Origin of the sequence: Aneurinibacillus sp. Ricciae_BoGa-3 (genome assembly GCF_028421645.1) — a bacterium.
GTDB lineage: Bacteria > Bacillota > Bacilli > Aneurinibacillales > Aneurinibacillaceae > Aneurinibacillus_B.
Genome location: NZ_CP116887.1, coordinates 3,243,342 through 3,264,563 on the forward strand (window position 1 = coordinate 3,243,342; position 21,222 = coordinate 3,264,563).

Sequence of the window (21,222 nt, forward strand, 5' to 3'; positions counted from 1 at the left end):
CTTCAACCTCAATGTTCGGATTATAAGATAGAATACTGAATCTCCATCCTTCTGGTGCTAGCGTTTGAACTATACGTAGTAGTAACTGATTATATGCTCCTTTACGTAAATTACAGTGAATTACTTTATAGTTCCTTATCTTTCAGTATCGCATCTGGGCTTAATACGTCACCGGTAAACTCTTCAATCGACTGACCTGATTTTGCTTTTTTGACCCAATCGTGGTTCGCCAGTGCCGCTTTCCCAAGTGCTATAATATCGGAACCTTTTGTAAGAGCCTCTTCCGCATCGGAAGGTTGATCGAGGTTCCCGTTTACAATTACTGTCGTATTTCCGTATTTTTTCGCAAGTTCCGCTAGAGTTGGTCCACTCTCACCAAAAGCAGGATGGAGTGCTCGATAATCAGTGGTGTGAATATAATGAGGTTTTTCTGCTCCTATTTTCTCAAAAATGATTCTTGCATCATCTTCGCCTAATGACCACTTATGTGTATAGTCGTTGATTTTTGCAAGAGAAATCCGAATGCCGACAACAAAATTGTCCCCGACTTTTTCTTTAACAGCCTTTATAATCTCGCATATTATGCGGACACGGTTTTCTGTTGTGCCTCCGTATTCATCATTGCGTTGATTGGTGTATTCGGTTAGAAATTGATCCAAAAGATATCCATTCGCTCCATGAATCTCTACACCATCGAAGCCTGCCTTCTTTGCGTTTGATGCAGCGTTAACGAAACCCTCAATCACTGAACGAATTTCCTCTTTAGTAATCTCTCGTGGAATTGAAAATTCACCTTCACCTGCATACATTTTCAGTTTTTCACCCTTAGGTTTAACAGCGGAAGGGGCCACAGTCTCATCCTTGTTGATATTTCCTTGTGAAAGTGCCCCTGCATGCATTAATTGGCAGATGATTTTGCTTCCCTTGGCATGTACTGCATCCGTTACAGTTTTCCATGCCTTCACATGTGCTTCGTTCGCTATGCCTGGCTGATTGAAATACCCTTGGCTGTAAGCCTCGTCCGGATACGCGCCTTCAGTTATAAGAAGTTTGAATCCACCTTCTGCAAAACTTGAATAATAACGAGCCATCCTTTCCGTTGCGCATCCATCCTTTTCAGCAGAAACACGCGTCATAGGAGCAAGAGCTATACGGTTTTTTAATTGCAGGTTTCCTAGTTGATACTCTGACATAATGGTTTTAAATGTTGACATAGCGAGTAGCTCCTTTATAAATATTTCACTTTAATTTATACTTATTTTGTTAGTTGTAACTTTATATTACTATAAACAATATAATTATTTATAGTAAGTACATGCTTAAAAATAACTTAGCACTAAAAAGTGGGTTACGAAAGTTGACACAATGGCTAACGAAGAGCATCTGTGTCCTGTGAAAGTTATATTAAACATTATTGATGACAAATGGAAGGTTCTTATCTTATGGCATTTAATGAGACGTACAAGACGCTACAGTGATTTAAAAAAATTAATATCGTTGATCCCACCAAAAATGTTGACGTAACAATTGAGAAAATTAGAGTGTGACGGTCTCATCGGTCGCCATCAAATTTATGTTTAATCTACATATTTTTCAACGCTATAATTACATCTTCCGGATCTAAACGTTTTTATAATCTGCCTCCACGTTTGCGAGTTTAATCAACCTGGTTTACGGTTCAACCCGGGGATAGTCTTTATACTATTTCAAAGATAGTTTATGTCTCCCTAAATGTTCTGATTAGTGGCAATCCCTCCCTCAATCTAAGCAACCTGCAGCCAGGGATGAAAGTGTGTATTGCAAAGTTGCCTAACCATAAAGTGATGTTAGTCTAAAAAGTAGTGGTATTTGAGGGAAATTTATATTATTTGTTCTTCATTTTTAATTTTATGATTTTTATCATGAAGACGAAAAGGATGACAATGATAGCTAATCCCACTAAGTACCAATTTTCTTTCATTGTATTTTGATATAACCAAGCCATTACGATCATGGGTGGTACAATGCCAATTCCCGTTGTCCATGTAAACTGCCAAAGCGTCATTTGTGTTAATCCCGCTCCATAATTAAGTAAGTTAAAAGAAAATAACGGAATAAATCTCAAGATAAACATTCCCAAAACCCCGTTTTTTTCAAACCATTGATCGAAACGCTTTATCTTCTCAATAGAAACAAACCGTTTGATAAAAGGACGTCCGTAAAATTTTGCCAAGTAAAACGATAAATAAGCTCCCAACAACGAACCAATCCATGTATAGATAAACCCAAAAACGAGACCATAAAGATACATATTGGCAATAAAAATGATTTCAGAAGGAATAAAAACAATACTATGCAGGACCATAAAAAAGATTGATATTACTGGACCCCAAAAACCAAAGGAACGAATGTATTCTTTAATCTCTTCTGATCCATGATTGGTAAATAGCTGTACAATGAAATGACGAAGAGAAGGTATCAATAAACTGATTGAAATCAGCACTACAACAATACCTGCCATAATCAATCGAAATCGATTCGATTTCAGTTTTTTCACCTCATTCACTTATAAATAAGGAACAGGGCGAAAGTAAAAATCACCCCACAGCATCTAAACTTCTTTTAATAACTTTCGTTTTTCTTTGTATTCTTCCTCGCTAATTTCACCTTTTGCAAAACGCTCGTTTAGTATCATTAAATGATGATCTTCCACCTTATTCTTTCTGATGAGGAAACGAACCACAAATTAAAGGGTAAGTCCCACCATAATGTTCAAGAGAAATATACCCAGCAACATCATCAAGCCCATTCCTATCATCATTGAACCACCCATCATTGATGAACCATTCATCATACCATTGCTCATCTTAACTCGCTCCCTTTACGTTTGATACTCCTGATTTCTCAATTCATTCACCTCCCTCTATAAAATAAGTTTTTCTCTTGAATACGCTTGTTTTCTCAGTATTTCTTGCAAGTAAGCAAACGTTATAAAACCAAAAATAATAAGAAGTGGTTTTATATGGATAGAAGAAAAGGGCAAAAACGGGGTGACCGAATTTTCTTATATAAAATGAAAATTATGGTAGCACAATGGATCTCCACAATAGCCCAGGTGGTGTACCCTCCCATGTCTCACGGGGTCCTTACGGCCCTTACATTCCTTCGTTCTACCTATCCGTGGGGTGGAGGCTGAAAAAGCTCCTTTGCAGGGTCAAATGCCCGAATGGTAAAAAATAACGCTCAGCTTCTCCGTGCTTACTTTTTTACAATGATGAATGAGAAAAACTAAGTATGTTCAAGAAAAAGTAGATACGCAACGTTTATTTTAAGTGCATGTTGAGATGGATTACTCACAAGCGTAGCGTCATATGGCTGTTGTTTGCGCCCTAATGCAAAGAAAATACGAATCAATTTACAACATAAAGCAATAAGCGACTGCTTCTTACGAAGCGGGTTCACAGCTCGGGTAGTAAACTCATGGTGTAGGGCTTTAAACTGCTGGTTTTTAGCGACAAGTGGCATCACACATTTAAACAGGAGGGCACGCAGTTTCGGACGACCTCTTTTCGTAATACGGGTTCTGCCTTTATGCTTGCGGAAATAGCGATCTAGCCAGTTGTGAATTCGCCCTTTAACTTGCAATAAGTCTTTAGATAGCTGTTCTCGTATGTTCATTCCGACACGAAGTTCGGCATAGATTCCTTGCGGAATCTGGGGTTCAGAGTAACGACCATCTTTCATAAGTTGTGCAATGACACGGGCATCTTTCACATCATTTTTGGTTGGTGAGTTATCATCAAGTTCTTTACTACGCTTAACGTGCAGCGGATTAACCAGAACAACGGGAACGCCTTCGTGACGTAAAAACTGAGCTAGAGGCATCCAGTAGTGCCCCGTCGGTTCCATTCCAAATACAACGTGAGTTTTACAATGGGCTTCCATAAGCGAACGTGTCCATTTCCACAAATGAGTAAATCCAGACCGTGAGTTGTCAAACGTACAAGGTTTCCCAATTTCGATGCCTCGATAACCCTGCGCCCTCGCAACATGTTTGTGCTTGGCGATGTCAACCCCTACCACTAATGTAAACTCATTCATTTGCTCGATAGGCTGATTTTGCTTATAATTCACGGTGTGTACCTCCTCTGTTATTTAAGGGTCGCCTGCAGGCTGACACCTCGTATGTTAACAGGAGGTACTTTTTTTATCGAACCTCAAATTTTCCCTTAACAGGAATGCTCCTTAAGTAATTGATCATTTCGGTTTTTCAAGGATTTTAATTTCTTCGCTAAATCATTTTGACCTTGATTTCCTGTATGCTAAGGAAATCAACTTCTCCTTGATATTGCCAAACTGCTGGTTTATAAGATAGTGTTTAAAAATTCCCGGACTTGATCAGGAGTTTTCGCATTAGCGCTGTGTAAATGAGCGATTTTTTCTCCATTTTTATAGACAAGCAAACTTGGAATGCCCATCACATCATACTTTTCAGCAATTTGGGGGAATTCATCTTTATCAATTTCATACCATTGTTTATCTTGGTGTTCAGCCACAATATCATCAATGAATATATTTAGTCTTTTGCAATCTGGACACCAAGTTGTCGAGAATTTCATTACCATGAAGGTTTCTTGAACAATTGTATTTTGAAACTGTTGTTCCGATAAAATTTTTTTCATTGATTTCAACTCCTTGTTTATATTAATAAATATATAATATAAAGTTGCTTTTTAATGTAATGTATCTTACAGAAGCCCACACCTTTTAACATGTACTAGATATAGACTTACTCATAAAAATAGAGTCCTATCTTAAACCGACTACCCTATTCTAAGGGGAAAATCGGCTTTTTCATTTGTACGTATTTTCGTTGATATCGGTAAGGCTAATTATGAAGCCTTAATGTTAATCGGGAAAATCATCTTATTTATAGCTCCGAGCGTCCTAATCGGCGGACAAATGGGCCCTTGGATTCAACATAAAGTAGATCCTGATTTGATGAAGTTGATTATTGCTATTCTGTTAGTTTTAGTTGGTTTATTTTTACTTATTACGTTACTGTTTTAATCACGCATATGTACAATCTTTGTGTTTCAATCCAAGGTTTATTTCCACATAGGCTTGGAAATATAAACGTTGGAAGAAGATGTGTAATAGGGGGTCCCAATATGGGTACCGCCAACATTTTACCGAAAATGTATGTTAAGACCGTTTCAATATAAAAAAGCCAATTTTTCCTCACAATAAGGAATCATCGGCTTGATTTGTATTACAAAAGCTTGTTATCCTGCACAGCAAGATAATTTGGATACATCTTTATCAAACGTCAGGGCTGCTAATTTTAATCCTTCTGCCCTTGTTAAATATGGAGCAAGGCTTTCTCGAAGATCTTCTATGGTTAATCCCAACTTTACAGCCAGTGTTGCAGCATTAATAACATCCCCTGCATTTCCTTCCTTGTATCAGTGTTTTATAACGGGCGAAATTGAATTATCTAGGTTTTATCATTTCCACCGATTCATCCCCTTCCTCAACGCCTCCGGCGTAGGGAGGGGATGAATCGGTAGGATTTTCCTTCTTTTTGCGGTATGCTAAGAATGTATGTTCGCAAAAAGGGAGGGATTCAGTTGGTACTCAATAAGGCGTTTCGATTCCGGTTGTATCCCAATCAGGCACAGAAAACACTTCTCGCCAGAACGTTTGGCTGTTTCCGGTTTGTCTACAATACGTTCCTTGCGGAACGAAAGAAAATCTATGAGACCGAACGACGCACGTTGGGGTACAAGGAATGCTCGAAACAGCTTACGCTCCTGAAAAAGACGCTGGCATGGTTAAAGGAACCTGATTCAACGGCGCTCCAATCCGCGCTCAAGGCACTGGATGCAGCGTACCAAAAGTTTTTCAAGGAAAAAGCCAGGTATCCCCGCTTCAAACGCCGTCGAAATGAGCAATCCTATACCACGAAAAACAACCATGGTTCGATTGCGGTACAGGGCAATCACGTAAAACTTCCGAAACTCGGATGGATGCGGTTTGCCAAATCTCGTGAGGTAGAAGGCAGAATTCTGTCTGCTACCATTCGTCACACACCAAGCGGGAAATATTTCATATCCCTTTTGTGCGAAGCAGAGATGTCCCCTCTTCCCCCGGTTGATTCTACGCTCGGTGTTGACCTTGGGATTAAGAAGTTTGCCGTCCTATCTACTAGAGAGGCGATTGACAACCCCAAGTACCTGCGAAAGTACGAAAAGCAGTTGCATCGCTGGCAGCGTACGCTTTCCCGGCGCACGAAAGGCGGGGCAAACTGGCACAAGGCACGAATCAAGGTGGCCCGCCTGCATGAAAAAATCTACCACTGCCGAAACGATTTCCTGCACCAGCTCTCCACAAGGCTTGTTCGTGAAAATCAAACGGTATGCCTTGAAGACTTGCAGGTATCGAATATGCAGAAGAATCATAAGCTGGCTAAATCGATTGCCGATGCAAGCTGGTCCTGTTTTGCTTCTATGCTTGAATACAAGGCCAAGTGGTATGGGCGAACGGTGAGTGTAGTTGGGAAACAATTTCCTTCAAGCCAGCTCTGCCATGTGTGTGGAACCAAGCATAAAGAGGTAAAAGACTTGAATCTGCGCGAATGGGATTGCCCTGTATGCGACACGCACCATGACCGTGACCATAACGCCGCGATGAACATTTGGAAAGAAGGACTTCGCTTACTATCGCTACAGCCTGTGTAGCATAGTGAACCGTGGGGACCACGGGGATATAGCCTACCCAACTAGAAACCGTTAGGTTTCCGTACGTAGGAATCCCCCACTTCAACCGTTAGGTAAGTGGGGGTAGTTCAAATAACTTGTATTAATTTCTCCCAATTTTATTTCGGGTAAAATAAAAAGTATCACTATAGAACTTTTTCTCCCCAGCCAACGAATGAACATCGATTTTCATTAAGGGGCCTTGCCAAAAACACGACGGATTGGGGTCTTCTTTGTATTGTTCATAATCTGTCTCCATCCTGTTCTACACGTTCAAAGGTTGCATCCGTAACTAAATTAATCCCTTGTTCTGTCAATGCTTGCGTGTTCCTAAATGTTAGTCGTTCACGCACATGCTATTAAACCCTCCTCTGAATTACTTTTTTACAGAAGCAGGAAAAGTTATCCCTCTCTCCATCTCAACAAGACTACATAAATTAATCCACGTCCAATTGCTTGATACAAGTGTCTATCTATATCTACCAGTACTTTTTGTGTTAATTTATCAATAGTAATTAGCCTCTTTTAAAAACTAGAAAAAGTCACGTCACTCTTATAAAATCCAAATTTATTTATTCCTTTCCCACTCATTATTGCACACGGCTTTATTTTTCCATTTAGAACCCCTTTAACAAATATTCCACTATTAAACTCACGTTTTATTGAACGGAGCTGAAAAGGATAAGCTTGTAAGTGAGACAAAAAAAATTCTACTGGAAAAAGAAAAAATCAGTAATTCTGTAAGGCCAGCTGAAATATAAAGATATTTGGATAACTTTATTAATGGGATCCTCTTTTTCCTTGCCAGCGAAAAGGATTCCAAATCTTGCCCCGCACTTATGCAGATGTGAAAGTCATTCAATCTTATCGGGCAAAAAAAATAAGCATGCAGGCATCCTTCCCGCACGCTTATTGTATCATGATTTGTCAGTAAGGTGAGATTTCATCAAGGCTAATCCGGGCCATTTCGACCGTGAAGGTGTCATTTGGACGCTCGAGACTTATTCGACCTAACTTTCCGCCCCGCACCTCACGGATCAGCAGTTCTGCCACCTTGTCATAATCAATGTCGCCGCCGCTGATAATGGATCCGCGCCTACGGCCGATTGCATCCAAAATCTCTATCTTATTATCAGGCAGTTCATCCAGTTGATACCGTTCCTTTAAAGCGTCGGGATAGTGAAGGCGAAGGTAGGCCACCAGGAAGATGGCGATTTCCTGGAAATCGATAATTTCATCCTTAATGGCCCCGCTCGCCGCCAGCCTTAACCCAACCATTGGGTCCTCGAATTTTGGCCATAAAATCCCCGGTGTATCCAGCAGTTCAAGCGTTTTGCCGACTTTCACCCATTGCTGGGCTTTTGTTACAGCTGGCCTGTCCCCTGTCTGCGCCACCTTCCGACCTGCGAGCCGGTTCATCAGCGAGGACTTGCCGACGTTTGGAATGCCGAGAATCATGGCCCGCACGGCGCGATCCTGCATCCCTTTTGCCCTGCGTTTTTCCATCATCTCCTGAACAAGCGTCTGGCACTCCTGAGGCAATGCGTTCACACCTTTGCCTGAGAGGGCATCAATTGGAACGGCCCTGACACCCTGTTCACCAAAATAACGTATCCATGCCTGAGTAACCCTCTCGTCCGCGAGGTCGGCTTTATTTAACAGGATAAGCCGCGGCTTTCCTTCTACTATCTCATCAATCATCGGGTTGCGGCTGGAGACTGGCAGCCGCGCATCCAACAATTCAATCACGACGTCAATTAGCTTTAGCTTTTCTGTTACCTGGCGGCGCGCTTTGGCCATATGCCCGGGAAACCACTGGATCGTCATGAGCCATCACCTCTTTCGTTGTTTAGTGTATCATCCTGAATTTATGAAAAGGCCAAACAATGACCTCTGCTTTTCCCACTATGCTGTCGACCCGAACAGGGCCGATTACCCGGCTGTCTGTGCTGTTGCGGCGGTTGTCACCCATTACAAAAACCGTGCCTTCCGGGACACGCACCGGTCCAAAATCTTCTGTTAGAACAAAACCATCTGCTTTCGCTTGCTCTTTCGACGCTCTTAAATAAGGTTCGTCTTTTATCCTGCCGTTTATGTACAGCTTATCACCGCGCACCGCAACCGTTTGGCCTGCAGTAGCAATGATCCGTTTGATATAATCTTGTTCTTTGGTCGCATGAAATACAATGACGTCACCGGGCCCTGGCGAGTTTATCCGATATATAAGTTTATTCACGATTAACCGGTTGGTATCCTCAAGGGTTGGAACCATCGATGAACCATCCACAACAAACGGAACAAATACAAAAGCCCGGATCAACAGTGCCAGAATCACTGCAAAAAATAACGCTTTCACCCATTCATAGATCTCGCTTTTATATTTTCGGCTCTTTCGAGGTTGATAGGAAGTTTGCTCCACCAGGTTTAGCCCCTTTATATAGGATTTAACGCCATCCATTCTACCCATGTTACTGCCTGCTTAAACGAAAATGAGAAAAACATCGCGGGCCATGCCGCTCTCTCCTTTCCCCTCATAGAAGTTTTTACGGGCGCTTTGTGGAACGACGGGCGGACCGGCAAAACATCTGGGTATCTCAATGATGGTGACAGTTGCCGGTCTTTTTCGCCCTCTGTTCCACACGCTCCACATGGGGAAAGAAAGGTGCGGGCATGCGCCTCACGATGTTTTCCTTGGGTATTTCGGGACCGGAGGTCCCGTTTAACAAATCACTTCACGCACTTCAACACGTTAAAGCACAATATAAGTTTCTAAACGAAAAGAAAAAGAGGCTCGTAAGCAAGCCTCCTTCGGTTTCACTATTAGCGACGAATTTCTTTGATACGAGCAGCTTTACCCACACGATCGCGCAGGTAGTAAAGTTTCGCACGGCGAACTTTACCGTAACGTACTACTTCGATCTTGTCGATTTTCGGAGAATGAAGCGGGAATGTACGCTCAACCCCAACACCATAAGATATTTTACGAACGGTGAAAGTAGCGCTAACGCCACCGCCGCGGCGCTTAAGAACGACGCCTTCGAATACCTGAATACGTTCGCGTTGACCCTCAATAACTTTAACGTGAACGCGCACGGTATCTCCCGGACGGAATGCTGGGATTTCCGCTTTCAAGTTGGCTTGTGTAATTTCACGAATGATACTGTTCATTCTACTGTCCTCCTTCAATATAAGATGTTCATTCCGTATGAGAAGTTGCTCACCTCTGATAGGAAGCGGACCATCTTAGTCAGGGGCATATTTGCCCACAAATCGTATCATAACACAGCCTGGAGAGCTTTACAACTCTTGTTTAAGCTCTTCCAATAATTTTTGGACTTCGCCGGTCATCTCATATTTTTCGAGCAGGTCCGGCCTGCGCGTAAGTGTGCGCCTCAGTGATTCCTTCAGCCGCCATTTTTCGATATTCTCATGGTGGCCCGATAATAGAACATCCGGCACGGCCATCCCCCGGAAGTCGGCAGGACGCGTATAATGCGGGTACTCAAGCAGGCCGGTGCTAAACGAATCGGTAACGGCCGAAAGTTCGTTGCCAAGGGCGCCTTTTTGCAGGCGAACGACACTGTCGATGATCACCATGGCAGGCAATTCACCGCCGGTCAGTACGTAGTCGCCGATCGAGAGCTCATCCGTTACCAGGTGGGTCCGGATTCGCTCATCATAGCCCTCATAGTGCCCGCAGACAAAAATCAAATGGTCTTCCCGGGCAAGCTCTTCCGCAATTTGCTGATTATAACGCTGCCCCTGCGGGCACAGCAGAATCACACGCGGCTTAAAATCTCCGTGCTGCCCGGTACCCACGCCCGCTTCCTCTGAGTTTCCCGCAAGGTGTTCTACAGCGCGGAATATAGGGTCAGGCTTGAGCACCATGCCGCCCCCACCCCCATAAGGGGTATCATCCACCTGGCCATGTTTATTCCCGGAGAAATCCCGAAAGTTAACAACGCGGAAGGAAACAAGGCCTTTCTGTTCCGCTTTGCCGATAATGCTCGAGGACAGAACACCGCTGAACATTTCCGGAAACAAAGTTAAAATATCAATTTTCATTAGCCATCTCCCATACTTTAAAGCAGCCCGGGCAGCAGGTGAATGACGATTCGCTTATTGCTGATGTCGATCTGCTTTACCACGTCCTCAATGTATGGGATAAGCACATCGCTTTCTTTGCCCCGCTTCACAACCCACACATCGTTCGCGCCCGGCTGAAGAATTTCTTTTACCGTTCCAAGAAGTTCTCCTTCTTCAGTAACGATTTCGCAGCCCAGAATATCGTGGAAATAGAACTCACCTTCCTCCAGTGTGCCCCGGTCCGCCTCACTAATCTTAAGGATGCCTCCCTTAAACTTTTCGACATCGTTTATATTATGGTAGCCTTTAAAAGAGAGAATGTAAAAATTTTTATGCTGGCGCGCATCTTCAATGGTAAGCGGCAGTGGCTCTTTTAGAGTTGGGTGGAACAGATAAAGAACCTGCCCTTTTCTGTAGCGCTCCTCCGGAAAATCGGTTTCCGATACAACGCGGACCTCCCCACGTATCCCCTGCGTGTTAACCAGTTTGCCAACCGTATAATAATTAGCCATCGCTTCTCCCCCTTTCCTGATTTCTTTTACAATGCCGTCCTCCAGGATAATTTCGGTTTCGTTCATTAAGGATTCCCAGTCATCGCCCGGCCTAATCTGCACATCGCTTTCAACGGTGGTGTACAGGACTTCGCTGCCTTCAGGAATACTCTTAAGCTGTTTCAGCTGAAAATCAAGCTGCTCGATTTTCTCCCGCCGGGTGTTCTCCTCCCTGATAAGGCGCTGCTGCACGACTTCTAACGCTTCATGGCTACGCCGCTGTGCCTCTGCCAAAAGCTTCTTCGCCTGGAACTGCAGCTGCTCCAATTCAAGCGAATAACGGTTTTTTAGGCTGGTAAACTCCTGCTCCATGAGTGCGCGTGATGTTTCGGTTAGTATCATTTTTACTTTAACCTGGCGCTTTACCGTTATCATGACATAACCTCCACTGGTTTGGCATGTTGGACAACTGTGCCCTCTTTTAGGTTGCACGCATGCGGCCGCGATCGGCATTCCTACTCGGCTGCAGGTCGGTTGCGCACAATCCGAAATAGTAAGAAAAAGCCGGGATGATGTATCCCAGCTTTGTGTATGTTTTATACGATTTCAACGATAACCTTCTCGTTGTTTTTGAGCGCCATAGCTCCGACAACTGTGCGAAGTGATTTGGCTATCCGGCCCTGTTTGCCGATGACTTTGCCCATATCATTCGGGTGGACGGACAGCCGGTAAACAAGGGTGCGGTCGCGGGTCTCTTCCACTACGGATACGGCGTCAGGATGATCAACAAGAGCCTTTGCGATTACTTCAATTAGTGATTTCACTGGAGGCCCCCCGCATCAAACGCAATTATTTTTGGTTTTTTGCTTCGTGGAACTTCTTCATGATGCCAGCTTTGCTGAGCAGGTTGCGAACCGTGTCAGTAGGCTGCGCGCCAGTGGTTAACCATTTCATTGCTTTTTCTTCATCAAGATTAACGATTGCAGGCTGTGCAACAGGATTGTACGTACCGATTTCTTCAATGAAACGGCCATCGCGCGGTGCGCGGGAATCTGCTACAACTACACGGTAAAATGGGGCTTTCTTTGCACCCATGCGTTTTAAACGAATTTTTACTGCCATTATAAATTACCTCCATAGTGTGTTTTTTACACGAATTTTTTAATTATAACAAAGTTCACTTACAAAAAGAAAACTTTAGTTAAAAACATCAAGTAAGCCCTATGACATAAAAGGAAACTTAAATCCGCCGCCTTTTTTCTTCGCTTTGTCTGACATTTTGGTAAACTGCTTCATCATTTTCCTCATGTCTTCAAACTGCTTAATCAAGCGGTTTACTTCCTGAACGGTTGTACCGCTGCCGAGCGCGATACGCTTTCGCCGGCTGGCATTAATCATTTCAGGCTTCACTTTTTCATCTTTCGTCATCGAGCGAATAATCGCCTCAATGCGGCCAAGCGCGCTATCGTCCACCTTGACATCCTTCATGCCTTTGATTTTGTTCATCCCAGGCAGCATGTTCATGATTTCATTTAGCGGGCCCATTTTGCGGACCTGTTCCATCTGGGTAAGAAAGTCCTCAAAAGTGAACTCGGCCTTGCGCATTTTGCGCTCCATTTCTTTCGCTGTCGCTTCGTCCACATCAATCTGGGCTTTCTCAATCAGCGTCAGTACGTCGCCCATCCCCAATATGCGGCTGGCCATGCGATCCGGATGAAACGGTTCAAGCGCGTCCAGCTTCTCGCCCATCCCGACAAACTTAATCGGCATGCCGGTAACGGATTTAACCGATAACGCCGCACCGCCTTTGGTGTCGCCGTCAAGCTTCGTTAAGACGATACCGCTTAACGCAAGCTGTTTATTAAAGCTGTCTGCGACATTGACGGCATCCTGGCCGGTCATGGCATCGACCACAAGCAGAATCTCGTTGGGCTTTGCTACCTCTTTCATTTCCTGGAGCTCGGTCATCAAAGTCTCATCAATATGCAGGCGGCCTGCCGTATCGATCAACACATAATCGAGATGTTCCGTTTTGGCGTATTCGATAGCAGCCCGGGCAATTTCAACCGGCTTATTAGAGCCTTCAATAGTAAAGACCGGAATATCAAGCTGTTTCCCGAGAACCTGGAGCTGTTTGATCGCAGCCGGACGGTAGACATCAGCGGCGACCAGGAGCGGCTTGCGGTTCATCTTGCCGCGGAGATAGTTAGCCAGCTTACCGGTGCTTGTCGTCTTACCGGCACCCTGGAGCCCTACCATCATCACGACAGTTGGCGGCCTTCCGGCAACCGCGATTTTGCTCTGCCCGCCTCCCATCAGTTCGGTTAATTCGTCATTGACGACTTTAATAACCTGCTGGCCGGGAGTGAGGCTTTTCAGGACATCCTGGCCGATCGCACGCTCTTTCACGCGGTTGACAAAATCTTTGACAACCTTGAAGTTAACGTCCGCTTCCAGCAGGGCAAGGCGCACCTCGCGCATTGCTTTCGTTACATCTTCCTCTGTAACTTTCCCTTTGCCGCGAAGCTTGTCAAAAGTGGATTGCAGTCGGCTGGCTAAGCTTTCAAATGCCATGGTCCGCCTCCTAATCGATATCCAATTCTAAAGCGGAGATCTCGTCTACAAGTTCCCTCGCCCTGGAGTTATCCTTATTCATTTCCTGCTTGAGTTCATCGAGCAGCAGCCGCCTCTTCTCGTAGCGGGCCAGCAGCTTAAGCTTCTCTTCGTACTGCTCAATTTGCCTCTCTACGCGCTTCACTTGGTCAAATACGGCCTGTCGGCTTACGTTCTGCAGTTCAGCTATTTCACTGAGCGAGAGGTCTTCATGGTAATACATCTCAAAATACTGGCGCTGCTTGTCTTTGAGCAGCCGCCCGTAAAAGTCAAACAAAAGCTGCAGCCTATTGCGGTTATCTTCTTCGATCATGGGCGTTTCCCCCATGTGAAAAAATTTGGTGTAAAGAGTAATCTCTTTACAGGAATTAATCATACAGAATCCGTTGCTGTCTGTCAAGATATTTATCTTTACTGGGCTGTTTCTTTTTCAATTGAGTTGGCAAATAAGGCATGCACAAACTGGTCTGCGTCAAACGGCTGCAGATCGTCCATTTTTTCGCCGAGGCCAACAAACTTAACCGGAATGTTCAATTCATTGCGAATGGCGATCACGATGCCGCCTTTTGCCGTACCGTCAAGCTTGGTCAGGATAAGTCCGGTTAAATCGGCAGACTCGCCAAAGGCTTTTGCCTGGCTGAGCGCATTCTGGCCAGTTGTACCATCCAGCACAAGCAGCGTCTCGTGCGGAGCACCGGGCACTTCCCGCTGGATGACGCGATTGATTTTGGCTAATTCCTCCATCAGATTTGTTTTATTCTGTAGGCGGCCAGCTGTATCGCACAGCAGAATGTCGGCAGTTTTCTTGCGGGCTGCGTGAATCCCGTCATAAATAACGGCTGCGGGGTCGGATCCCTGCTGCTGCCTAACCACTTCCACGCCAACACGCTCTCCCCATACCTCTAGCTGTTCAATCGCCCCCGCACGAAACGTGTCTCCGGCAGCCAGCACCACTTTTTTGCCCTGGCTTTTAAACAGGTGGGCCATTTTGCCGATGGTGGTTGTTTTACCGACGCCATTTACGCCTACGAACAAAATAATGTTCATCCGGCCGTCTTCGATGTTTAAGGATGTATCTTCGTCTTTATCCTGCAGGAGCTCAACCAGCTTCTCGGATAGAAGCGGCTGCAACGCAGCGGCTTCTTCGATCTTTTGCTTGCGTGCCTCGGCGCGCAGTTCATCGACCAGCTCAAGCACCGTGTTCACACCGACATCAGCGGCAATCAAAATTTCTTCCAGCTCCTCAAAGAAATCATCATCGACCCGTTTGTAGCGGCGTACGAGATCCTCGACCTTTTCAAATGCACCGCGGGTTTTCGTTAAGCCTTCTTTGAATTTCGTTGTGATCGCTTCGGTTTGTCCTGCTATTTTGTCTTTTAACTTTTTAAAGAAGCTCATAGTATTTACTCCTTTCTCTACGAAACCAAACTGTCATCTTCCAGGCGGACCGAAACAAGCCGCGACACACCTGATTCCTGCATGGTAATGCCGTACAAAACATCGGCCCCCTCCATGGTTCCCCTCCGGTGGGTGACCACGATAAACTGGGTGTCTTCGCAAAATACGCGAAGATACTCGGCAAAGCGGGCTACGTTTGCCTCATCAAGCGCTGCCTCTACCTCATCAAGCACACAGAACGGAACCGGCTTAACCCGCAGTATCGCAAAAAGCAGGGCGATGGCCGTAAGAGCTTTCTCGCCCCCTGATAGAAGCGCTAAATACTGCAGCTTCTTACCCGGGGGCTGGGCGACGATATCGATCCCCGTTTCCAGCAGATTTTCCGGGTCTGAAAGTTTTAAATCAGCCCGTCCTCCGCCAAACAGCCGGGTAAATACATCACCAAACTGTTCACGGATGGCCTCAAACGTTTCATGAAACCTGCGCGACATTTCTTCTTCAATATCCTGGATCACATTGTATAGCGTGGCCTTCGCTTCACTGAGATCAATCTGCTGGGCTTCGAGAAACTGCTGCCGCTCAAACAGCCGTTCATACTCTTCAATGGCCCCTAAGTTCACCACACCAAGCGCTTGAATCTGGTGTTTTATATTTTTGACGATACGCTCGGCTTCTGCTGTATCCTCTGGAAGGGGGTACGCACTCTTCGCCATTTCGTAGCTTAATTCGTATTCATCACGGAGCTTGTGCAGCAGATTATCAAGTTCAACGTCATACCGGCCCACCTTAACTTCGCATTTGTGCAGGTTATCTTCTATCATTTTCAGCTGGCGCCGCTTTTCTTTGGCTTCGATTTCATAGGCATCTATGCGGGCATATACATCCTGCCTTTTCTGCCGCTGGCTTTGGATATGGAGCGTGTATTGTTCTTTGCTGGCGCGCAGCTCCCGGATCGCCGCATCTAATTTCTCTTCTTCTTCGTCGCTGTTGGCGCCTGCGGAGTCAAGCCGCACCAATAGGCGGGTCATGTCCTCTAATTCTTTGGACACAGCCTCCAGCTCTTTTGTCAGACGTTCAAATTCTTTAGCGTTTGCCTCATGCTGCTCCCGCCTTGCTGCCAGCTGGATTTTAAGTTCTGTAATCCGTTCGTTTAAAGCCTCGCGATCGGTTTGCTTCTCACGCCTGCTCCTTTCCGTGGTTTCGATTTCCTGTTGTTTTTCCTGTTCGGCTATTGCAAGCTCCTCCAGCTCTTCTTCAATGCTGGCGATTCTGCGTTCGGCATCTGCCTGCTCCCCGGCGAGCACTTGCTGATCGTGCGCAAAAAACGCCCACCGATCGGCAATGGCCTTCTCATTTGCATCGATTTCACGAAGCTGGCTTTTAAACTCCTGCTCTTCTAGCCGGAGCTTTTCACCGTCGGCCCGCATAAGGGCAAGCGTCTGTTCCCATTCCTGTTCTTCGGAAGCAAGCTGCTGGAGCTTCTCGTACCATTCCTGGTTTTCTGCCTTCAGATTATTGATAGCTTCTTCCAGCTGCTCAAGTTCACGCTGCCTGCCCAGTAGATGGTTGGCCTTCTGCTGTACAGAGCCGCCGCTCATGGATCCACCCGGATTTACGACATCCCCTTCCAGTGTAACGATCCGGTACCGATACTGAAACTGCCGGGCAACCCGGTTAGCTTGCTCCAGATTTTCCGTGATAATGACGGTACCTAGCAGGTTCTCAATAATCGTTCGATATTTGGGTTCAGTACGCACCAGGTCTGCCGCAGACCCCACCACGCCATCAGTCTGCGTCAGTCTCTCCTTATCATGCGGCTGAAGATGCCTCGGCTTAATCACATCCAGTGGCAGAAAAGTGGCGCGGCCGGCACGGTTTTTCTTTAAAAAGGCGATCGCCTGCCGGCCAACGGCTTCATCCCTTACCACCACATGCTGGAGAGCGGCTCCAAGTGCTGTTTCAATGGCCAGCTCATATCGCTTCTCTACTGAAATTAACTCAGCAACCGCTCCTTCAATTCCGTTAAAGCCGTTCGTTCTGGCACGGAGCACTTCTTTGACTCCCTGCATAAAACCGGAAAAGTCCGCTTGCATTTCTTTTAATACGTCCCTGCGTGAAACGAGCGCGTTGAGCCTATGCTCTCCCTCACGCAGCTTTTCCAGCCATTCGGATTTTTTGGCGGCTCTCTGTTTGTGTCCCGCCTCTTTCTCCTTATATCGGATAACATCCTGTGCCAGCTTCTCCGCAATAGCCTCAAGCTTGCTCTGCACCTCTTCCCGCAGTGTAGCAAGGCGCTCTTTTTCTTCAATCACCTGCCTGTTATTGGTCTCCAGGCGCTGCCACTTCACCTTCGTATTCTCGGTCATCTGCTGAAAATGCCGAAGCTCATTGCGCAGGGATGCCATCTGATTTAAGATTTCAATGTAATCCCCCTTCAGCCGCTCAATGTCACCCTCGGAGAAAACAGCAAAGTTAACATATCTCTTTTGTTCATAGGAAAGCTCTTTTTGCAGCGCATCGATTTCCTGCTGGGAAGCAGCGAGGCTTTCCTGGCTGGCGCTGGCGGATGCACGGTATTCGTCCTGTTTGGCCTGCAGGGCCATCACCTTTTCCCGTGAATCCTGCTTGTTTTTGCTGTTGTTACGCAGGCGCTCCCGCAGAACCTCACGAAGCCCCTCGCTTCGCTCCGCTTCCTCTGTTACCGTAAGCAGCCGCTGCTGCAGCTCTTCTAAAACTTGATCCTGCTCACTGGCGTACTGGCGCAAATCCGTCATTTCTGCGTCAAGGCCATTAACCTCTGCCGCACACGCCACCTGGTTATTCGTTAATTCCTCGACAAGCGCTTTCGTCTCCTGCCACTCGGCATGCAGCGTGTCAAACTGTTTAACATAAAGTCCAATTTCATGCTGGGCCAGCTCCTCTTTCAGAGCGGTAAACTGTTTCGCCTTATCCGCCTGTTCGGCTAAAGGGATGATCTGTTCCTCTATTTCGCCCATAATATCCTGGATCCGGACAAGATTTTGTTCGGTTTCGTCCAGCTTTTTCACCGCTTCACGCTTGCGTGCTTTATATTTAACGATTCCTGCAGCTTCCTCAAACAGGCCCCTTCGGTCTTCCGATCGCGTGCTTAATATTTCTTCTATCCGACCCTGCCCGATGACGGAATACGCCTCTTTTCCGACGCCTGTATCCATAAACAGTTCAATAATATCCCGCAGGCGGCAGCTTTGGCGGTTTATATAATATTCGCTGTCACCCGAACGGTACACCCGCCGCGTGACGGTTACTTCCGTAAAATCCATGTTTACTTTTCCATCTGCATTGTCGAGTGTGAGCGATACTTCACAGTAATTGACCGCTTTGCGGGAATCACTGCCGGAGAAAATAATATCTTCCATTTTGGCCCCACGCAGTGTCCTGGCGCTCTGCTCCCCAAGCACCCATCTGATCGCATCGGAAATGTTGCTTTTTCCGCTGCCATTCGGCCCGACTACAGCCGTAATGCCGGGAACAAACTCTAGTTCCGTTTTATCTGCAAATGATTTAAACCCGGTTAATTCGAGGCGTTTTAAATACATCGATCTGCCTCCTCCAATTAAAACTTGGCGCTTTTAGCCCCTATGTACTGCTTCTGGAACCTTTTGCAGTATACCATTCGCGACAGCACGTTGTCACTCCTGCACAGTATCAGAATAATCATCGTGGGCCATGCCGCTCTCTTCTTTCCCCTCATAGAAGTTATTACGGCCGCTTTGTGGAACGACGGGCGGACCGGCAAAACATCTGGGTATCTCAATGATGGAGACAGTTGCCGGCCTTTGTCGCCCTCTGTTCCACACGCTCCACAGGGGGAAAGAAAGGTGCGGACATGCGCCACACGATGTTTTTCTTGGGTGTTTCGGGATCGTAGGTCCCATTTAAAAAATCATGCACACCGTTAGGCACTAAACTACGTAGACTTTCACCGGCAAGTTGTACCTAGCTTGGCCGGACGCGCAACAAACAGAAAGGGACCTAACGGTCCCAGCTCAAAATAACAGTAACGCATTATGCAAGGGATCTTATAGGCTAAGAAAAACCCAGCTCCTTTGTGGATGACTGGGTTTTTGTGTATGCCCCGCATTATGCGTGTATAAAAAGCAGTTTTCTCTTCTCAAGATCGCCGGCATTGCGCCAGCTGACCTGGTGTCTCTGAAGCGACCGATCCGTTGTGAGATTAACCCGCCTGTGGCCGTGTAAACCAACGAACCGTTTCCAGTTCGCCCCCCGCCTTCCACGCAGCGGCGTTTCATCAGCCGGATGCACAAATACTTCCAGATCATTCGTGCCATCCGGTATCTGTTCCATCATTCGGTTCAGCAAACGGCTGTATATTTCTTCTTCAACCAACTGGCGAAACGAAGGATGGAAAGGGCCGGCAAGAACCGTTCCCTCAGATCGGAGATCATCTGAAGAATGGAGACCCATTCGGATCACTGGAATGCCTGCTTCTATAAGAGGCAGCCACATATGGGAAACCCACTGGACCGCTTCTTCAACCGTAAGCGGCTTGTACTGGTGTGTAACATAGAGCCATTCGAGCTCCGTACCTGAAATGACAAGGGCCGGGTAAATTCTGACGAAATCAGGCGACAGCGAAACAATCTTACGAATGGTCTGCATGCTTTTCTCCAGCGTATCTCCAGGAAGGCCTGGCAGCACCTGCAGACCCAGCTTTACGGTAGGATAGTGCCTGATAATCTCCACTGCCCGTTGCACATGCGCGGATGTATGCCCACGTTTTGAAAGTTCCAGTACTTCATCATCCATGGACTGGCAGCCCAGTTCAACCGTCGTAACCCCATAAGACAGGAGAAATTCCATGATATGGTCGGCGATATAATCGGGACGGGTGGAGAGCCGGATCCCATGCACCCTTCCAGACACTAGGAATTCCTTCGCTACCGTAAGGAGCATAGTCTGATACCCGCGTGGAAGGCCGGTAAAACTGCCCCCGAAGAAAGCAATCTCAACGGATTGCTCCGGTTGAACGGTGGAAAGCTGGTCTTCAACGCTTAAGCGCACCGTCTCTTCGGTAAGCAGGCTCTCCCGCTTGCGGCCTGTTATGCGTGCCTGGTTGCAGAACACGCAATCCTTTGGACATCCCTGGTGCGGAACAAAAAGGGCAATGTTCACATGCTGTTTCATTCTGTCACCCTCTTTTGCTTACTGATTAATTTTGAGCTGGTTCATAGCAGCATGGGCGGCATTCTGTTCGGCCTCTTTCTTAGAACGTCCGATTCCCTGCCCCATAATCTTGCCGCTTAAAAGCACCTCAGAAATAAATTCACGGTTATGCGCAGGGCCGCGCTCGGAAACGATGCGGTATTGGATATCCCCCAGTCCGTCATGCTGAACAAATTCCTGAAGCTGGCTTTTGTAGTCGGTTACCCGGGAATATTCTCCCTGGCTTATTCGTGGATAAACAAATTTTTCCAGGAATTGCAGAACCTCATCAATCCCCTGATCCAGATAAAGAGCCCCGATAAACGCTTCAAAAACATCTGCCAAAAGCGCAGGACGGTGTCTGCCGCCAGTCAACTCTTCTCCTTTGCCAAGGAGCACAAAACGGCCAAACCCAAGCTGGTTAGCGAAATAAACAAGCGACGGTTCACAGACAATAGCTGCCCGCAGCTTGGTCAATTCCCCTTCTGCAAGCTTGGGATAATTCATAAAAAGAAATTGGGAGATGGTAAGCTCTAAGACGGCATCTCCCAGAAACTCTAACCTTTCATTATCAGCAAAAGGCTTTCCACGATGCTCATTTACATAGGAAGAATGCGTAAAGGCCTGCTTAAGCAGTTTTTCATTCGTAAACTGAACGCCGAGCTCCTTTTGCAGCAGTTGAAAATCCAATG

At 46.3% G+C, this 21,222-nt stretch carries 20 protein-coding genes and 2 pseudogenes; 2 read left to right on the forward strand and 20 right to left on the reverse strand.

Annotated elements, in window-relative coordinates:
• Window positions 1–125 precede the first annotated feature (125 nt).
• Window positions 126–1,214 (reverse strand): NADH:flavin oxidoreductase, encoded by a 1,089-nt coding sequence (locus PP175_RS16425; protein WP_272439400.1) that lies wholly within the window; start codon window positions 1,212–1,214, stop codon window positions 126–128.
• A 151-nt stretch (window positions 1,215–1,365) separates the two neighbouring features.
• On the opposite strand from PP175_RS16425, the gene PP175_RS30045 reads away from it, so the two are divergent.
• Entirely contained in the window at window positions 1,366–1,524 is a 159-nt protein-coding gene (locus PP175_RS30045) for a winged helix-turn-helix transcriptional regulator (protein ID WP_442870385.1), read from the forward strand.
• Window positions 1,525–1,864: 340 nt separating this feature from the next.
• On the opposite strand, the gene PP175_RS16430 is transcribed toward PP175_RS30045, so the two are convergent.
• From PP175_RS16430 to PP175_RS16445, 5 genes and pseudogenes are all read right to left on the reverse strand, one after another.
• Window positions 1,865–2,536, reverse strand: a complete 672-nt coding sequence (locus PP175_RS16430; RefSeq protein WP_272439401.1) for a TVP38/TMEM64 family protein — start codon at window positions 2,534–2,536, stop codon at window positions 1,865–1,867.
• A gap of 54 nt (window positions 2,537–2,590) precedes the next feature.
• Entirely contained in the window at window positions 2,591–2,674 is an 84-nt protein-coding gene (locus PP175_RS30050; protein WP_442870475.1) for an SHOCT domain-containing protein, read from the reverse strand.
• A 593-nt stretch (window positions 2,675–3,267) separates the two neighbouring features.
• A complete protein-coding gene (locus PP175_RS16435; RefSeq protein WP_272439402.1) occupies window positions 3,268–4,113 on the reverse strand; it encodes an IS110 family transposase in 846 nt (281 codons plus the stop codon).
• A 230-nt stretch (window positions 4,114–4,343) separates the two neighbouring features.
• Complete coding sequence (locus PP175_RS16440) at window positions 4,344–4,661, reverse strand: thioredoxin family protein (RefSeq protein ID WP_272439403.1); 318 nt, start codon at window positions 4,659–4,661, stop codon at window positions 4,344–4,346.
• A 603-nt stretch (window positions 4,662–5,264) separates the two neighbouring features.
• Window positions 5,265–5,432 (reverse strand): annotated as a pseudogene (locus PP175_RS16445) (mercury(II) reductase); the annotation flags it as partial.
• Window positions 5,433–5,609: 177 nt separating this feature from the next.
• On the opposite strand from PP175_RS16445, the gene tnpB reads away from it, so the two are divergent.
• Window positions 5,610–6,719 (forward strand): IS200/IS605 family element RNA-guided endonuclease TnpB, encoded by a 1,110-nt coding sequence (gene tnpB, locus PP175_RS16450; protein WP_272439404.1) that lies wholly within the window; start codon window positions 5,610–5,612, stop codon window positions 6,717–6,719.
• Window positions 6,720–7,664: 945 nt separating this feature from the next.
• Here the strand turns inward: tnpB and ylqF are convergent.
• The 14 genes and pseudogenes from ylqF to rnc form a co-directional block, all read right to left on the reverse strand.
• A complete protein-coding gene (gene ylqF / locus PP175_RS16455) occupies window positions 7,665–8,564 on the reverse strand; it encodes a ribosome biogenesis GTPase YlqF (RefSeq protein ID WP_272439405.1) in 900 nt (299 codons plus the stop codon).
• A 22-nt stretch (window positions 8,565–8,586) separates the two neighbouring features.
• Window positions 8,587–9,204, reverse strand: coding sequence for a signal peptidase I (lepB, locus tag PP175_RS16460; protein WP_272439406.1), 618 nt, complete (start codon window positions 9,202–9,204; stop codon window positions 8,587–8,589).
• Window positions 9,205–9,557: 353 nt separating this feature from the next.
• Complete coding sequence (gene rplS, locus PP175_RS16465) at window positions 9,558–9,905, reverse strand: 50S ribosomal protein L19 (protein ID WP_272439407.1); 348 nt, start codon at window positions 9,903–9,905, stop codon at window positions 9,558–9,560.
• A gap of 129 nt (window positions 9,906–10,034) precedes the next feature.
• A complete protein-coding gene (gene trmD / locus PP175_RS16470) occupies window positions 10,035–10,802 on the reverse strand; it encodes a tRNA (guanosine(37)-N1)-methyltransferase TrmD (RefSeq protein WP_272439408.1) in 768 nt (255 codons plus the stop codon).
• Window positions 10,803–10,819: 17 nt separating this feature from the next.
• Window positions 10,820–11,335, reverse strand: a complete 516-nt coding sequence (rimM, locus tag PP175_RS16475) for a ribosome maturation factor RimM (RefSeq protein WP_272443293.1) — start codon at window positions 11,333–11,335, stop codon at window positions 10,820–10,822.
• A gap of 27 nt (window positions 11,336–11,362) precedes the next feature.
• Window positions 11,363–11,827, reverse strand: a pseudogene (locus PP175_RS16480) (YlqD family protein); the annotation flags it as partial.
• An 83-nt stretch (window positions 11,828–11,910) separates the two neighbouring features.
• Window positions 11,911–12,138 carry a KH domain-containing protein gene (locus PP175_RS16485; RefSeq protein ID WP_272439409.1) on the reverse strand — a complete coding sequence of 76 codons (228 nt, stop codon included), beginning with the start codon at window positions 12,136–12,138 and terminating at the stop codon, window positions 11,911–11,913.
• A gap of 25 nt (window positions 12,139–12,163) precedes the next feature.
• Window positions 12,164–12,436, reverse strand: a complete 273-nt coding sequence (gene rpsP / locus PP175_RS16490) for a 30S ribosomal protein S16 (protein ID WP_272439410.1) — start codon at window positions 12,434–12,436, stop codon at window positions 12,164–12,166.
• Between the two features lie 99 nt (window positions 12,437–12,535).
• Window positions 12,536–13,888 (reverse strand): signal recognition particle protein, encoded by a 1,353-nt coding sequence (ffh, locus tag PP175_RS16495; RefSeq protein ID WP_272439411.1) that lies wholly within the window; start codon window positions 13,886–13,888, stop codon window positions 12,536–12,538.
• 10 nt (window positions 13,889–13,898) lie between these two features.
• Window positions 13,899–14,240 carry a YlxM family DNA-binding protein gene (gene ylxM, locus PP175_RS16500; protein WP_272439412.1) on the reverse strand — a complete coding sequence of 114 codons (342 nt, stop codon included), beginning with the start codon at window positions 14,238–14,240 and terminating at the stop codon, window positions 13,899–13,901.
• 98 nt (window positions 14,241–14,338) lie between these two features.
• Window positions 14,339–15,325, reverse strand: a complete 987-nt coding sequence (gene ftsY, locus PP175_RS16505; RefSeq protein WP_272439413.1) for a signal recognition particle-docking protein FtsY — start codon at window positions 15,323–15,325, stop codon at window positions 14,339–14,341.
• Window positions 15,326–15,342: 17 nt separating this feature from the next.
• On the reverse strand, window positions 15,343–18,903 hold the full coding sequence (smc, locus tag PP175_RS16510) for a chromosome segregation protein SMC (protein WP_272439414.1): 3,561 nt from the start codon (window positions 18,901–18,903) through the stop codon (window positions 15,343–15,345).
• A 544-nt stretch (window positions 18,904–19,447) separates the two neighbouring features.
• Window positions 19,448–20,512: an elongator complex protein 3 gene (locus tag PP175_RS16515; protein ID WP_272439415.1), complete on the reverse strand. Its 1,065-nt coding sequence runs from the start codon at window positions 20,510–20,512 to the stop codon at window positions 19,448–19,450.
• Between the two features lie 18 nt (window positions 20,513–20,530).
• A complete protein-coding gene (gene rnc / locus PP175_RS16520) occupies window positions 20,531–21,220 on the reverse strand; it encodes a ribonuclease III (RefSeq protein WP_272439416.1) in 690 nt (229 codons plus the stop codon).
• Window positions 21,221–21,222 lie beyond the last annotated feature (2 nt).

Excerpts from the sequence above, each read along its gene's own strand:
- PP175_RS16425 (WP_272439400.1), bottom strand. The coding sequence starts at position 1,214 with ATGTCAACATTTAAAACCATTATGTCAGAGTATCAACTAGGAAACCTG.
- PP175_RS30045 (WP_442870385.1), top strand. The coding sequence starts at position 1,366 with ATGGCTAACGAAGAGCATCTGTGTCCTGTGAAAGTTATATTAAACATT.
- PP175_RS30050 (WP_442870475.1), bottom strand. The coding sequence starts at position 2,674 with ATGATACTAAACGAGCGTTTTGCAAAAGGTGAAATTAGCGAGGAAGAA.
- PP175_RS16440 (WP_272439403.1), bottom strand. The coding sequence starts at position 4,661 with ATGAAAAAAATTTTATCGGAACAACAGTTTCAAAATACAATTGTTCAA.
- ylqF (WP_272439405.1), bottom strand. The coding sequence starts at position 8,564 with ATGACGATCCAGTGGTTTCCCGGGCATATGGCCAAAGCGCGCCGCCAG.
- lepB (WP_272439406.1), bottom strand. The coding sequence starts at position 9,204 with ATGGGTAGAATGGATGGCGTTAAATCCTATATAAAGGGGCTAAACCTG.
- rplS (WP_272439407.1), bottom strand. The coding sequence starts at position 9,905 with ATGAACAGTATCATTCGTGAAATTACACAAGCCAACTTGAAAGCGGAA.
- trmD (WP_272439408.1), bottom strand. The coding sequence starts at position 10,802 with ATGAAAATTGATATTTTAACTTTGTTTCCGGAAATGTTCAGCGGTGTT.
- rimM (WP_272443293.1), bottom strand. The coding sequence starts at position 11,335 with ATGGCTAATTATTATACGGTTGGCAAACTGGTTAACACGCAGGGGATA.
- rpsP (WP_272439410.1), bottom strand. The coding sequence starts at position 12,436 with ATGGCAGTAAAAATTCGTTTAAAACGCATGGGTGCAAAGAAAGCCCCA.
- ffh (WP_272439411.1), bottom strand. The coding sequence starts at position 13,888 with ATGGCATTTGAAAGCTTAGCCAGCCGACTGCAATCCACTTTTGACAAG.
- ylxM (WP_272439412.1), bottom strand. The coding sequence starts at position 14,240 with ATGATCGAAGAAGATAACCGCAATAGGCTGCAGCTTTTGTTTGACTTT.
- ftsY (WP_272439413.1), bottom strand. The coding sequence starts at position 15,325 with ATGAGCTTCTTTAAAAAGTTAAAAGACAAAATAGCAGGACAAACCGAA.
- smc (WP_272439414.1), bottom strand. The coding sequence starts at position 18,903 with ATGTATTTAAAACGCCTCGAATTAACCGGGTTTAAATCATTTGCAGAT.
- PP175_RS16515 (WP_272439415.1), bottom strand. The coding sequence starts at position 20,512 with ATGAAACAGCATGTGAACATTGCCCTTTTTGTTCCGCACCAGGGATGT.